Raw genomic sequence first — 13720 nt, forward strand, 5'->3', positions numbered from 1 at the left:
GTTCAAAAAGTGTCGAATATCTCAATGATCTGTCTTGCTATAACGCGGATTCATCATCCTGCGTAACGTAGCATGGCGATAACGGTAGTGATGCACCAATGCGATCACCGCATGACCACCCGCTAGCACCATGAGTGCAAGCGCGCTGTACCAATGAACCTCACCGGCCAAACTGGCTTGGTTGGGCAAGTCGTATAGCACTGCAGGTACTTCAAACCAGTCGAATACGCTGATGCCGCGCCCGTTGGCGGTGGAAATCAAATAGCCGCTGGTCAAAACCAGCAGTAATAAAACGTAGAGCGCGATATGCCCCAGATGGGCGGCCAGCCGTTCAAAACGACGACCCTCTGCCGCAGGCGTGGGTTGCGCGAAACGCCACGCCAATCGGCCTATGGTCGCCAGTAGTAACAAAATACCGATCGAGCGGTGAACCCATGGCCCTTGGTTGTACCACGGGTCGTAGTAACCCAACCCGGTCATCCACCAGCCCAGTATGAACAATCCAATGATCGTCAGGGCGCTGAGCCAGTGAAAAAGAATACTAATGACACCCCAACCGCTGCGCGTGTTCCGCAACATCCTTGATTCCCCGTGTAAAACTGCTCGCAAGTGGCTGCCCGCTCGTTTCGTTAAGAGCATACCGTCTCACCGGCCAAAACTCTGCTGAAAAAAGCAGAATACATCGTTCGTAAAAACCATTGGTTACGTCGCTAACGGCTTGCCCCCTTCCTCACGAAAGCGCATCGATACGCCAACATTTTGCACCTTAGACGAAAGTTTAAAAAATCGAACAAAACCAGCAATTTTAATCAATTTTACAATTTGTTTAGCGCGCTTATTATTAGCGCACGTTCTGACACGACACGTCACCACGTCAAAGAACACGTTCCATTATCTATAGAGAGTATGACACATGAAAAAATTGACCCTTATTTCTGCCATTGCCATGACGTTGACCTCCACTGCCGCGCTCGCTGAGCAAGGCTCTGCGGAACTCAATGAGATCGTTCATGCTAGCTCCGCGGTCCATCACAGCGCTGACAGCCTGAAGATGACGCCTGCAGACCTGACACTGGTAAACGGCGACGCTGCCAAAAACCGTGTCTCTGAGCCTCACTCCGAAGCGACGTCTGCCAACCGTGGCGACAGTCAAATCGCACAGTCTGACCTGCCGCATCGCAATGCTTCCTAAGCATCGCTTAGGTAATTAGGTAAAAAAAACCCACCGGCAGGTGGGTTTTTTTATTGAGACGCGCCTTGCAAACTCAGCGCGCCGCTAGCGCATCCAAGCCACGAGCCAAGTCCCGTTGGATGTCCTCTTGGCTCTCTAGTCCTACCGCTACGCGAATGAGCCCCGGCGCAATGCCTGCTGCCTCTTTCTGTGCGTCTGAAAGACGGCCATGGGTGGTCGTCGCCGGATGGGTAATGGTGGTTTTGACATCACCCAGGTTACCCGTGATGGAAAGCATACGGGTGGCATCAATGACCTGCCACGCACCCTCTTGCCCTCCTGTGACTTCGAACCCCAACACCGCGCCAAAGCCCTGCTGCTGCTGTTTCGCCAGCGCATGCTGAGGATGGGCTTCCAACCCACTGTAATAGACGCGGTTCACCGCCGGATGTTGATCGAGCCAGCGCGCAAGCGTCAGTGCATTGTCACAGTGCGCTTTCATACGCAGCGACAACGTTTCCAACCCTTTGGTGAAAATCCACGCGTTGAACGGACTCATGCAGGGCCCGCAGGTACGCACCACCCCGAAGACTTCCTCTAACACATCGTGCTTACCGACGACCGCGCCACCCACGGCGCGCCCCTGTCCGTCCAGGTACTTAGTCGCAGAGTGAATGACCAAATCGGCACCCAGCGCGATTGGCTGCTGCAGAGCGGGGGTCAAAAAGCAGTTATCAATGGCAAGCAGCGCACCACTGCGTTTGGCAAGCGCTGCTAGGGCCGGGATATCTGCCACTTCAGAAAGCGGGTTAGAGGGGGTTTCGGCAAACATCAGCTTGGTCTTGGGGCTGATTGCCTCCTCCCAAGCAGCAAGATTGGATAGTTCCACATAGCGTGTGGTGATTCCGAACTTACCCAAATACTTATCGAACAGGCTGACCGTAGAGCCAAAGAGAGAGCGGGAAGCTACGATTTCATCTCCCGCCGATAGCAACGCCAGCGCCGTCGAAAGAATCGCCGACATACCGGAGCTGGTGGCCACACAGCGCTCGCCGCCTTCCAGTGCTGCTAAACGACGCTCAAAGGTGTGAACGGTCGGGTTGGTGAAGCGTGAATACACGTTGCCTGGCTCTTTTCCGCCAAACTTGCGCGCCGCCTCGGCAGCACTTTCATACACAAAGCTCGACGTGGGGAAAATCGGCTCCGCGTGTTCTTGCTCGAACGTGCGGTGATGCCCCGCCCGAATGGCGAGCGTTTCCAGCGACCACTCATCCTGATGGCTATCGTCGTGCATGGCAGAGCCCCTTATTCCAACCGCGATATCAAAAAGCTGCACATTCAATGTGCAAAAAACTTAGGCATAACGCCTGCGGGCGAACCGCACCGCAGGCGTCGACGCTCAATCGTCCAGATCATCGTCTTGATTATGCATATCGACCAAGGCGTGGTCACCCGCGCTCTGATCTTTTGCCGCATCGTTACGGCTCGCCTCTAGAACGGCGAGATACGCGTCGTCGATGTCGCCCGTCACGTAGTTACCATCGAACACCGAGCAGTCGAAGGCCTCCATGTCTGGGTTGACTTCCCGACAGGCGTCTTTCAAGTCTTCTAGATCTTGATAGAAAATGCGGTCTGCACCAATCAACTGCCCCACTTCGTCCTCGGTACGACCATGGGCAATCAGCTCGGAAGCTGCTGGCATGTCGATCCCATACACGTTGGGATAGCGCACGGGCGGCGCAGCGGAGGCAAAGTAGACCTTACGCGCACCGGCATCCCGCGCCATCTGAATGATCTGCTTGCAGGTGGTGCCGCGCACGATGGAGTCGTCCACTAGCAGAACGTTCTTCCCCTTGAACTCCACATCAATGGCGTTCAGCTTTTGGCGCACCGACTTTTTACGCTGAGTCTGGCCCGGCATGATGAAGGTACGGCCAATGTAGCGGTTCTTCATAAAGCCTTCGCGGTAGGTCACGCCGAGATGTTGCGCCATCTCCAGTGCCGAGGTTCGCGAGGTATCGGGGATGGGAATAACCACATCGATATCGTGGTCCGGCCACTCGTTCAAAATACGGTCACCCAGCTTGCGACCCATCTGCATTCGGGTGCCGTACACGTAGGCACCGTCCAGAATGGAGTCGGGACGGGCGAGATACACGTGCTCGAAAATGCACGAGCGCAGCTGCGGGCGATCCGCACACACCTGGGTGTGCACTTGCCCCTGCATATCGACGAAAATCGCCTCGCCGGGAGCCAGATCGCGTTCGAGTTCGAAGCCACCGACATCCAACGCCACGGATTCAGAAGCAATCATGACCTCTTGGCCATCGGCGTCTTGACGGGTACCGAAGACCACCGGACGGATACCGTGGGGATCACGGAACGCTACCATGCCAAAGCCATTGATGATCGCGACCGCCGCGTAGCCGCCTTTGCAGCGCCGGTGCACTCTACGAACCGCATCGAAGATATCTTCTGCTTCCAGGTGCAGCCCCTGCTTGCCCAGTTCGTGGGCAAACACGTTCAGCAGCACCTCGGAATCAGAGCTGGTATTGATATGACGAAGGTCGGTGGAGAACAGCTCCTGCTTCAACTGCTCGGAGTTGGTCAGGTTGCCGTTGTGAGCCAGCGCGATGCCGTAAGGCGAGTTGACGTAGAAAGGCTGCGACTCCGCCTCACTGGAGGAACCAGCCGTGGGATAACGAACGTGCCCAATCCCTAAATTGCCCTTGAGGCGTGCCATGTGGCGAGTGTGGAAGACGTCACGGACCAAGCCGTTACTCTTGCGCAGTAGGAAGCGTCCCTCGCTCCAAGTCATCATGCCGGCAGCGTCCTGGCCCCGATGCTGAAGTACGGTCAGGGCATCGTAGATTCCCTGATTTACCGCCTGCTTGGCCAGAAGGCCTACTATACCGCACATTCCAGTTACCTCGCTTTGATACCATGGCTTACGGACGCAAGCCCGTACGTTCATCTAACTGACAAACACTGGCGCCGTGACCCGGCGCCAGCGAAGAATTTTCAAGCAACGCCCTACTGCGCGTCCGTCTCCACCTCCGGAGCGCCACTGGTGGGTAGCGTTGGCTGCGCACGGCGCAGCTCGGGCAGCGAAATATCGCGCAGTGACTCTGGGGGCGTTGGTAATTCACGCTCCCACTGGTCGAGCTGACTAACCGCCCAGTCGCGTAGCTCGACGAAGGTAGGCCTCAGCGAGGCCTGTTGCCACGCCTGGAGTTCCGCCAGGGGCGTCAAGGTAATCAGGACCGTCGCTACCAGAAGAATGACCGCCCCTCGTGCGATACCAAACGCAGCGCCCGCAAACCGGTTCAACAACCCCATGCCGACCCACTCGACGGCCGCATGCACCACGCGAATGACGATGCCACATAACAAGATGACGGCAAAAATCACCAGGACGAACGCCAACACCAAGCGGGCATCGAAGCTATCGATAAAGCCACTCATTAGCTCGGCGACGGGCTCAGCCAGCACACGAGCTACCATCAGCGCCACCACCCAAGCGGCCAGCCCCAGCGATTCGCGCACGAAACCACGCACGAACCCGGCCAGCATGGACAGCCCCAGAACCGCTAGAAACAGTGCATCAATCCAGGTCAAGGCCATGGTCAATCTCTAACTCGCACAAGCAGGCCCTGGACATTGATCCGCTGCTTGATCAGGGCCATGGCTGCCTCGCCATCTTCGGAGGTGGCATAAGGGCCAACGAGTACGGTAGTCAGGTTGTTGTCTCTGGCCCGCTGAAAGACACTGAATCCTTCGCCACTGAGCTGGTCGCTGATGCGTTGGGCATTGGCGGTATCGCCAAAGCTGCCTACCTGAACGGCCCACTCCCCTTGCTGCTGAGCGGCCGGACCGGAAGAAGCACTACTGCTGCTATTGCCGCTGCTGCTATTACGACTCTCATTGGCGGCCACCAGCGCAGCGATGGGGTCGTCTTGCGGTGGAGAGGCAGGTTCCGGCGCTGGTGACGAGGACATCGATTCGGAAGGAGCCTCTTGAGTCGACGACGCTTCGGCGCGCACGACCTGATCGGTTTGCGGTGCACGAGGCATCTCGTCAATCGGCTCTTCGAGCTCTTCGTCTGTCTCGACGGGGTCGGAGGGAGCGGGCGTCGAAATGGATTCGGGCATTTCCGGTGCGGGCACGTCCTGACGGACGACATCCACGGGCTGCTCGATGACAAAGGTTGGCTGAGGGCGCTCTTCACGCGGCGCAGGATCACTCATTAGCCATGGAACAACAATGGCCAGCAGCGCCAGCAGTATCACGATGCCACTAATGCGTTCCGTTTTACCGTATTTCATATCCCTCTCCATCAAGCTTAGCGCGCTCGCAACGTGGCTTGCGGCAGCGGCATCGCCAGCAACTCAGCGACCGTAAAGAACGAGCCAGTGGCCAGCACGCGGTCCTCGGGGGTGAGCTGCTTGGCCAGCTTGGCAGCTCCCGCCGCGGGGGAGTCGGCGCAATCATACACGTGTCCGCCGAGCGACGTAATACGTTCGGCTAACTCCGCTGCGGTGCGGCCACGCTCCCCGTCAAGGCTCACGCACACCCAGTCGGTCACTCTGGGCAATAGGGCTTGAATGACGCCGTCGGCATCCTTGTCATTCAACATGCCGATGAGCGCCCACTGCCGACCGCCCTTGGGCGGTGCCGGTAAGCGCCTAGCGACATACTGCGCGGCATGAGGGTTATGGCCCACGTCCAGACACCACTGGCCCACCCACTGCATGCGCCCGGATAGCGTGACCGTGCGAAGCGACTTGCGCACGGTATCGACCTTGAGAACGATACCGGCCAGCGACAGCGCTTGCAGCGCCGTGGCGGCATTATCGATCGGCAAACCTGGGTCTGGCAGGCCATCCAACGAGAGCGTAGCGCCATCTGCCGCCAATCCATGCCAACACCAGGTCGCGCCTGCCACGTCGCCAGCGCTGTGGCTAAACGCGGCTCCCAGCGCATAGGTTTGAGCTGCGATACCAATCGCGGAATCCAATACGCTGGCAGGTAGCGCCTGACTTCCGAGCACTGCCGGTTTGAGCGGGCGAAAAATCCCCGCTTTCTCACGGCCAATCTGCTCGATATCAGTACCGAGAAAGTTGGCATGATCCAAGGCAATGGTTGTGACGATCGCCACGTCTGCATCGATGATATTCACCGCGTCCAGACGACCGCCCAGCCCCACTTCCAGCACGGCCAGGTCCAACTCGGCCTGAGCCAAGCACCACAACGCACAGAGCGTACCGGCTTCGAAGTAAGTCAAGCTGACGACAGGCGCTTGCAGGCGGGCGTTTTCTACCTGCTGAAAGCCCTCTACCAAGCGTTTATCGCTGGCTTCACGACCTTCGAGCGTGACGCGCTCGTTGTAGCGCAACAGATGAGGAGAGGTGTAGGTGCCCGTACGCCAGCCGTGTGCACGCGCCAGCGAATCGATCATGGCAAGGGTCGAACCCTTGCCATTGGTACCCGCCACCGTGATGACCCGTTTGGCAATGGGGCGATCCAGCAGCCCCATGCGTTTGGCCACTAAAGAGACGCGCTCCAACCCCATATCGATCCCTACGGGATGCAGGGTTTCCAGGTGATGAAGCCATTCCGCTAACGTGTTAGGCATTGCGAGACGCGTCATCGCTCGGTGCAGCGCGTACGTCCGCTTTGGCCCCACCGCTAGCCGGTGACTCGAACGCGTCTGCCAACGGTTCTTCGTTGACGACCGGCTCGATAACCTCGGCGTCCGGCTGCTCGCCTTTCGAGGGGTTAGCGCTGTGGTGCGTCAATTTACGCAGCACACCGCCTACTCGCTCACGCATGTCATGACGATGAACGATCATGTCGACCGTGCCATGCTCCAGCAAGAACTCGCTGCGCTGGAAACCTTCTGGCAGGGTTTCACGGACGGTCTGCTCGATGACTCGGGGGCCCGCGAAACCAATCAGCGCATTGGGCTCGGCAATGTTCAAGTCGCCCAGCATCGCCAAAGAGGCCGATACGCCGCCAAATACAGGATCGGTCAAGACTGAAATATAAGGAACGCCTGCCTGCTTGAGCTTCTCGAGCGCCGCCGACGTTTTTGCCATCTGCATCAGCGAGAACAGCGCTTCTTGCATGCGCGCGCCGCCTGACGCTGCAAAGCAGACCAGCGGAATGCCCTCTTCCAATGCGATGGTCGCCGCGCGAACGAATTTCTCGCCCACGACGGCGCCCATGGAGCCGCCCATGAAGGTGAACTCGAACGCCACGGCAACGACCGGCAACCCATCCAGCTCGCCACGCATTGCTACCAGCGCGTCTTTTTCGCCGGTCTCTTTTTGCGCCGCCGTCAGACGATCCTTGTACTTCTTAGAGTCGCGGAACTTGAGGCGATCGTTCGGCTCGATCTCTGCCGCGATCTCTTCGCGCCCCTGTTTATCCAGGAACCAGTCCAAGCGTTTGCGCGCCGTCAGGCGTAAGTGGTGCTCACATTTGGGGCATACGCTGTGATGCTTCTCTAATTCAGGCAGGTAGAGAACGGCTTCACACTTGGGACATTTACGCCAGAGACCGTCGGGCACGCTGGCACGACGGTCTTTACGCTGGATACGCCCCATGGAGGGCACGATCTTGTCTAACCAGCTCATATCAAAAAGGCTTCCGTGTACGTCAAGGCTTGGCCACGCCAAGCCTGATGAGTGTCGTCAATCAAATCAGTGTAGACGATGAGGGAACGCGCTTAGGCGTCCATCGCGGTGCGCATTTCTGCCAGCACGCTTTTTAACTGCCCGGCAATCGTTTCAGGGGCGTCGACGCTATCAGCAATACGGTTCACCAATGCACTGCCCACGATCACGCCGTCGGCGACTTTCGCCACCTCGGCAGCCGTCACACCGTCGCGAATACCAAACCCAACGCAAAGCGGTAAATCGGTCATATCCCGCAGCGGCGCAAGGTGCTCGGCCACGTCTTCAGCGTTCAACGTGGCCGCACCGGTGACACCTTTCAGCGAAACATAGTAAAGGTAGCCCTCACCGTGGGCGCATATTGTAGCGGCACGGGCGTGGGAAGTGGTAGGCGCAACCAGGAAAATCGCAGCCAAGTCCCGGGCTTTCAACAGCGGACCGAACTCTTCGGCCTCTTCAGGCGGCATATCCACTACCAGCACGCCATCCACCCCAACGCTTGCGGCCTTGTCGGCAAACACTTCGTAACCGATGCGCTCGATGGGGTTGAGATAGCCCATCAAGACGATGGGCGTCGTGGTGTCGGTCTGGCGGAATTCGGCCACCATGTCCAGCAGATCGACTAATCGGGTGCCCTGTTTCAGCGCCCGCTCGCAGGCTTTCTGAATCACCGGGCCATCGGCCATGGGGTCGGAGAACGGCACGCCTAGCTCGATCACGTCGGCACCCGCCTCGACCAGGGCATGCATGAAGCCCACTGTGTACTGCGGTGCTGGATCGCCTGCGGTGATGTAAGGAATCAGGGCTTTGCGGCCCTGCTGCTTCAATTCTGAAAAACGCTGGTCAATACGATTCATGCTCGCCCTTAAAACTCGATGCCGTCGATTTTCGCAACGGTCATGATGTCTTTATCACCACGACCCGAGAGGTTCACCACGATATGCTGATCCGGACGCATGGTGGGAGCCAGCACCTTGGCATGGGCCAACGCATGGGCCGACTCCAGCGCGGGCATGATGCCCTCCATGTGGGTCAATTCCCGGAACGCTTCCAGCACTTCTTTATCGTTGGCGGCAACGTAGTGCACCCGGCCCACGTCTTTCCACAGCGAGTGCTCGGGGCCAACGCCAGGATAATCCAGGCCCGCCGAAATGGAGTGAGTGTCCGAGACCTGCCCGGCTTCGTCGGACATCAAATACGTCCGATTGCCGTGCAGCACGCCGCGCGGCGCGTTCGATGACAGCGGCGCGGCGTGACGGCCCGTCTCGACCCCATCGCCACCGGCTTCCACGCCGTACATCGCCACGGCGTCATCCTCGACGAACGGGTAGAACAGCCCCAGCGCATTGGAACCACCGCCAACACAGGCGATCAGCGCATCGGGTAAGCGGCCGATTTGTTCCAGCGACTGACGGCGCGCTTCGCGGCCCACCACGGCGTTGAAATCGCGCACCAGCTGCGGATACGGGTGCGGCCCCGCCACGGTGCCAATGATGTAAAAGGTGTTGTCGACGTTCGTCACCCAGTCACGCAGGGCTTCGTTCATCGCGTCTTTGAGCGTCCGCGTCCCCGACTCCACCGGAATGACCCGTGCACCCAGCAGGCGCATACGGTAAACGTTGAGCTTCTGACGCTGCACGTCTTCCGCCCCCATGTACACGTCACACTCCAGGCCGAGGCGCGCGGCGACGGTGGCGGTAGCCACGCCGTGCTGACCTGCACCGGTCTCTGCGATGACGCGAGGCTTACCGGTTTTTTTCGCCAACAGCGCCTGACCAATGGTGTTGTTTACCTTGTGAGCGCCGGTGTGGTTGAGGTCTTCGCGCTTCAGCCAAATTTGCGCGCCACCCAGCGACGCTGACCAGCGTTTGGCGTGATACAGCGGCGACGGTCGACCCACGTAGTAAGCCAGGTCACGGTCGAACTCGGCTTGGAAATCCGGATCGTCGCGCAAGCTGAGGTAAATCTGCTCCAGCTCTTCCAGGGCAAAGCTAAGGGTTTCTGACACGAACCGGCCGCCGTAGGGCCCAAAATGACCACGGGCATCCGGCATTCGGGTCAGGTCGCTGAACTTGGTTTCAGTTGCTGAGACGGTCACAGGCATACCTCACAAGATCGCCAGAAAAGGCAAATGAATGAATAAGTGTCTGGCCCGCCCACGCCAAGGTGGGCGGCGCATCGAACAGGGCGTGCACGCAGGCGCGTCTAACGGATGGAGGCCTGCGTCACGTTGCGAACAAAAGCGGCCATCGACTCGGCCGCTTTCACACCGGGGGATGCCTCGATACCACCTGACACATCAACCGCATACGGTGCAACTTGGGTCACTGCAGCCGCGATGTTGTCGGCGGTCAGCCCACCCGCGAGAATAACAGGTTTTGCCAGGGTTGCGGGGATTCTAGACCAATCAAAGGTCTCGCCAGTTCCGCCCGGCACGCCAGGTCGATAGGCATCCAATAGCAGCGCTTGTGCACCGTCATAGATCGTGGCGGCGTCGTGTAAATCAAGCCCGTCGCGCATTCGCAGTGCTTTGATCCAGGGCCGTCCAAACTGCTCGCAGAATGCCGGCGACTCATCGCCATGAAACTGGATCAGATCCAAGTGCGGCAGGCACTGCTCGATGAACTCGACGGGTTGGTCGACGAAGAGCCCGACTCGCGTCACGAAGGCAGGCACCTGGGCGGCCAGCGCTGCCAGGGTGTCCGGCGTGACGCTGCGGCGGCTGTTGGGCCACATGACGAAGCCCAGCGCATCGACCCCCAGCGCGACGGCTTGAGCCACATCCCCTTGTCGCGTTAGCCCGCAAAACTTGATGCGTGTGCGCGTCACGTTAGGCGTCATGAAGACGTCTCCTGCTGCTGGGGGTTGGCTTGTTTAGAGAAGGTGAGCTGCCGACGTGCGGTCACTCGAGGGCTGTCGGGCAGCACGCGCTCGCCGGTCCACTCGCCGGTAAAGGCCAGCAAGTTCGGGCCTAGCGGCTCTTTGGGCAGCTCGAAACGCTCGTCGTAAAGAGAGTCGACGAAATGCAGACCGCAAGCGGGCGCGGTGACATCCCCTTTACGGCGATTTTTCAGCGCCAGCAGGCGCGCGATGTGGCCTTCATCCTGCACACCACGGCCCACACTGGCCAGAGCACCAGCGATGTTGCGAATCATATGGTGCAAAAAGGCGTTGCCTTGAATATCGATGACCACCAGCGGGCCGTAACGTTTCACTTCCACGAAGTGCATCTGCCGCCATGGGGTCTTCGATTGACACCCGGCCGCCCGAAAGCTGCTGAAGTCATGCTCGCCCACCAACGCTTGCGCTGCGCGGTGCATGGCGTCGGCGTCCAGCGGGTCACGGCACCAGGTCACATTGGCGCGTTCCAAGACCGGACGACTGATTTGGTTCAAGAAAATATAGCGATAGCGACGCGCCAGCGCGCCCAGGCGCGAGTGAAAGTCGTCGGATACTGGCTTTACCCAGCGTACCGCCACGTCTCTCGGCAGATTGGTGTTGGCACCAAAAATCCACGCTTTCTCAGTGCGCTGCACCGGCGGGTCGAAGTGAATCACCTGGCGGGTGGCGTGGACACCGGAGTCGGTGCGTCCGCTGGCGTGAATACGCACCGGTGCACCGGCCACTTTGGCCAGGGCATCCTCGATGGCCTGCTGAACCGAGGCCGCATGCTTTAATCGCTGGAAGCCGCAGAAGCGAGAGCCATCGTACTCCACGCCCATCGCCAAACGGCCCGCCAGCGGTTGTGTCTCATCAAAGTGGTAGAACAGCGTCATCGAGCCACGTCATTTGGAGAGTTTTGAAGGTTCGCTATTATCCCGACGTCGCGGCTCGAATGCCACCTCTTCAATCTCCCACTCCTCTTCGGGTACGCGACCTGGGCGCGCCATACTGCCCTCCTGTGTCCGGCTCGCTCCCGCGTGGCTCTCCGCTCCCTCCTCGTCGGCTGACGCCTCACTAGTCAGCGACGGCGGATGATAGTCGATGTAGTGCGCACGATCGTCATCCTGTGGCGACACCTGGGGAGACGCTGATAGCGGTGCCTCATCGCGCTCCTGCATCGGCGCGCTAAGCGACGCTTCCTCTACCGGCTCGGGCGTTTCTAGAAACGCGGCTTCCAGTGCGGCTTCGTCCTCTTCCGAGACGGCGGAGTCGTCACCCTCGTCGTCCTCGTCATGCTTGACGGCATAGTAGAAGTCGTCATTCTCATCGGCGTACCCTAGTTCCCGGTCGCCCGTCTCGTGATCACCTGCGTCATACTCATCGCTGGCGTCTTCACGCTGCGCTTCTCGTTTTGAGTCATCACGCACGGCGCTGGCGAGTTCCTCACTGTCGACGTCGTCACTCGTGTCGTCGGCTGGGGGGGGCTCGCGGCGCTCAGGCGCGCTTGTGTCTTCAGAGGGAGACGTTTCCTCGTGACTCGGCGGCACAGCACTCTCGGTGAGCGGCGGCGTATACAGCGACGCCTCGGGCGCCACCGGCTGCGCCGGTGAGGCGGCAGACGAAGACGCGCTCGGCTCGGTGCGCTTGGGGGGCGTCATCTCGGCGGCGCCCATGCCTGCGGGCGTGGGCGCATCCTCCCACTGGCGCTCACGGCGCTTACGCGACCACACCAAGGCACCAAGCAGCAGGGCCAGGGCCACGCTGGCAAGCGGCCACTGATACTGCTCCAAACGTTCGATCACGCCAGTGCTGGCGGCGTTAGAGGGCGTCTCCAAGGCGGCAGGCGCCGAGGCCGTTTGGGTGTCGATGTCGGTCGAGCTGGGGTCTGCCGTGCGGGCTTCTGCCGCCGCCAGCGCTCGTCGGGTCTCCTGCTGAGACGCATTGAGCGCCTCGGTCAATGAGGCGACTTCCTGGCGTAGCGCTGCCATCTCGGCGCGCATCGCCTCGCGCTCGTCGAGCACGGTTTGCAGCATGGCCTGACTTTCCAACAGCTGCTCGGCTAGATCGTTGAGGGTCAACCCTGCCAGCTCGCCCTCTTGCACGGTCGCCACAGGCGCGCCGTCGGAAGAGGCAGCGTCAGGCGGCGTAGATGTAGAAGCCGACACGTCGCTGGCCGTCTCTGGTGCCGGCTCAGGTGCCGAGGCATTGGTCGAGGGCTCTGCTGCAGAGGGCGCGCTAGATGACGAGCGCATCGACTGAATCGCTTGGGCGGCTTGGGCTGGCGAGCGCGCCATCAACTGCTCTCGGCTGGGCACGGCGAGTGTCTGGCCTGCACGCATGTCGTCGACGTTGCCGGTGGGGAACGCAGACGGATTCGCCTCGACCAGCGCCACCATCATCTGCTGAACGCTGACGTCCGCAGGTTTGATACGGGCTGCCACGCCCCAAAGCGTGTCACCGCTGGCCACATAGGCGATGTCACGGGCGGCGCTGGCGGGCCGGGCCGCCGCCGCTGACGGCGCAGACGAAGAGGCCGAAGAAACCGACGATGAGGACACCGCCGCAGGCGACGGGCTGGCGGCATAGTTGGGTGGGTCGAATAGAAGCGTCAGCGCTTCCGTGCGCCGCCCATCTGGCGTCGTGATGGTGATCAACAGGTCCAACCACGGCTCGTTGACGGCTTGATCGGAACGGAGTACTAGTCGCGCGCCTGAGGGCAGGCGTTGAAGCTCGGTGCGCACGCTCGCGGCGAGAGGAGTCCACTCCAATCCCAGCGCGCTGAAGGCGGAGGGGTCAGCAATGGTTACACGTACGTCGTCCAGCGACACATCGGCAGCCTCTACGAGCGGCACACTGGCATCTAAAGGCGCTTGCAGCGGTGAGTTCACGGTGGCTTGCCCCAGCCCTACGGCCAGCGCCAGCGGACTCACGGCGCTCAGCGGCAGCCACAATAACCATGCCAGCTTTTTATTCATGTCGGCCCCTACTG

13 protein-coding genes are annotated in these 13720 nt (G+C 60.1%); 1 reads left to right on the forward strand and 12 read right to left on the reverse strand.

The genetic code is table 11. The features are described 5' to 3' along the window. Positions 1-21 precede the first annotated feature (21 nt). Positions 22-579: a cytochrome b gene (locus QIT27_RS15125; RefSeq protein ID WP_285264277.1), complete on the reverse strand. Its 558-nt coding sequence runs from the start codon at positions 577-579 to the stop codon at positions 22-24. Between the two features lie 334 nt (positions 580-913). On the opposite strand from QIT27_RS15125, the gene QIT27_RS15130 reads away from it, so the two are divergent. Beyond that, positions 914-1192 (forward strand): hypothetical protein, encoded by a 279-nt coding sequence (locus tag QIT27_RS15130; protein WP_285264278.1) that lies wholly within the window; start codon positions 914-916, stop codon positions 1190-1192. Positions 1193-1265: 73 nt separating this feature from the next. Here QIT27_RS15130 and QIT27_RS15135 read toward each other — a convergent pair whose 3' ends face one another. The 11 genes from QIT27_RS15135 to QIT27_RS15185 form a co-directional block, all read right to left on the reverse strand. Then, positions 1266-2465, reverse strand: a complete 1200-nt coding sequence (locus QIT27_RS15135; RefSeq protein WP_159341957.1) for an O-succinylhomoserine sulfhydrylase — start codon at positions 2463-2465, stop codon at positions 1266-1268. A gap of 105 nt (positions 2466-2570) precedes the next feature. Then, the gene (gene purF, locus QIT27_RS15140) at positions 2571-4091 is read right to left on the reverse strand and encodes an amidophosphoribosyltransferase (protein ID WP_159341956.1); all 1521 of its coding nucleotides are present in this window, start codon (positions 4089-4091) and stop codon (positions 2571-2573) included. A 113-nt stretch (positions 4092-4204) separates the two neighbouring features. Then, positions 4205-4795 carry a CvpA family protein gene (locus QIT27_RS15145; RefSeq protein ID WP_159341955.1) on the reverse strand — a complete coding sequence of 197 codons (591 nt, stop codon included), beginning with the start codon at positions 4793-4795 and terminating at the stop codon, positions 4205-4207. Between the two features lie 2 nt (positions 4796-4797). After that, positions 4798-5496 carry an SPOR domain-containing protein gene (locus tag QIT27_RS15150; protein WP_285264279.1) on the reverse strand — a complete coding sequence of 233 codons (699 nt, stop codon included), beginning with the start codon at positions 5494-5496 and terminating at the stop codon, positions 4798-4800. A gap of 17 nt (positions 5497-5513) precedes the next feature. Beyond that, positions 5514-6806, reverse strand: coding sequence for a bifunctional tetrahydrofolate synthase/dihydrofolate synthase (gene folC / locus QIT27_RS15155; protein ID WP_285264280.1), 1293 nt, complete (start codon positions 6804-6806; stop codon positions 5514-5516). After that, positions 6799-7809, reverse strand: coding sequence for an acetyl-CoA carboxylase, carboxyltransferase subunit beta (accD, locus tag QIT27_RS15160; protein ID WP_159341952.1), 1011 nt, complete (start codon positions 7807-7809; stop codon positions 6799-6801). Before accD ends, folC begins: the two co-directional genes overlap by 8 nt. A gap of 92 nt (positions 7810-7901) precedes the next feature. Continuing rightward, a complete protein-coding gene (gene trpA / locus QIT27_RS15165) occupies positions 7902-8705 on the reverse strand; it encodes a tryptophan synthase subunit alpha (RefSeq protein ID WP_159341951.1) in 804 nt (267 codons plus the stop codon). Between the two features lie 8 nt (positions 8706-8713). Continuing rightward, complete coding sequence (gene trpB / locus QIT27_RS15170; RefSeq protein ID WP_159341950.1) at positions 8714-9952, reverse strand: tryptophan synthase subunit beta; 1239 nt, start codon at positions 9950-9952, stop codon at positions 8714-8716. A gap of 101 nt (positions 9953-10053) precedes the next feature. Further along, on the reverse strand, positions 10054-10689 hold the full coding sequence (locus QIT27_RS15175) for a phosphoribosylanthranilate isomerase (RefSeq protein ID WP_159341949.1): 636 nt from the start codon (positions 10687-10689) through the stop codon (positions 10054-10056). Further along, a complete protein-coding gene (gene truA, locus QIT27_RS15180) occupies positions 10686-11624 on the reverse strand; it encodes a tRNA pseudouridine(38-40) synthase TruA (RefSeq protein WP_159341948.1) in 939 nt (312 codons plus the stop codon). The genes QIT27_RS15175 and truA overlap by 4 nt, the downstream gene beginning before the upstream one ends. A gap of 9 nt (positions 11625-11633) precedes the next feature. After that, positions 11634-13706: a FimV/HubP family polar landmark protein gene (locus QIT27_RS15185; protein ID WP_285264281.1), complete on the reverse strand. Its 2073-nt coding sequence runs from the start codon at positions 13704-13706 to the stop codon at positions 11634-11636. Positions 13707-13720: the final 14 nt, after the last annotated feature.

This window comes from Halomonas sp. LC1 (assembly GCF_030247125.1).
Taxonomy (GTDB): Bacteria; Pseudomonadota; Gammaproteobacteria; order Pseudomonadales; family Halomonadaceae; genus Vreelandella.

What these genes read in the sequence shown, in the direction of transcription:
- QIT27_RS15125 (WP_285264277.1), bottom strand. Translation starts at nt 579, where the DNA reads ATGTTGCGGAACACGCGCAGCGGTTGGGGTGTCATTAGTATTCTTTTT.
- QIT27_RS15130 (WP_285264278.1), top strand. Translation starts at nt 914, where the DNA reads ATGAAAAAATTGACCCTTATTTCTGCCATTGCCATGACGTTGACCTCC.
- QIT27_RS15135 (WP_159341957.1), bottom strand. Translation starts at nt 2,465, where the DNA reads ATGCACGACGATAGCCATCAGGATGAGTGGTCGCTGGAAACGCTCGCC.
- purF (WP_159341956.1), bottom strand. Translation starts at nt 4,091, where the DNA reads ATGTGCGGTATAGTAGGCCTTCTGGCCAAGCAGGCGGTAAATCAGGGA.
- QIT27_RS15145 (WP_159341955.1), bottom strand. Translation starts at nt 4,795, where the DNA reads ATGGCCTTGACCTGGATTGATGCACTGTTTCTAGCGGTTCTGGGGCTG.
- QIT27_RS15150 (WP_285264279.1), bottom strand. Translation starts at nt 5,496, where the DNA reads ATGAAATACGGTAAAACGGAACGCATTAGTGGCATCGTGATACTGCTG.
- folC (WP_285264280.1), bottom strand. Translation starts at nt 6,806, where the DNA reads ATGCCTAACACGTTAGCGGAATGGCTTCATCACCTGGAAACCCTGCAT.
- accD (WP_159341952.1), bottom strand. Translation starts at nt 7,809, where the DNA reads ATGAGCTGGTTAGACAAGATCGTGCCCTCCATGGGGCGTATCCAGCGT.
- trpA (WP_159341951.1), bottom strand. Translation starts at nt 8,705, where the DNA reads ATGAATCGTATTGACCAGCGTTTTTCAGAATTGAAGCAGCAGGGCCGC.
- trpB (WP_159341950.1), bottom strand. Translation starts at nt 9,952, where the DNA reads ATGCCTGTGACCGTCTCAGCAACTGAAACCAAGTTCAGCGACCTGACC.
- QIT27_RS15175 (WP_159341949.1), bottom strand. Translation starts at nt 10,689, where the DNA reads ATGACGCCTAACGTGACGCGCACACGCATCAAGTTTTGCGGGCTAACG.
- truA (WP_159341948.1), bottom strand. Translation starts at nt 11,624, where the DNA reads ATGACGCTGTTCTACCACTTTGATGAGACACAACCGCTGGCGGGCCGT.
- QIT27_RS15185 (WP_285264281.1), bottom strand. Translation starts at nt 13,706, where the DNA reads ATGAATAAAAAGCTGGCATGGTTATTGTGGCTGCCGCTGAGCGCCGTG.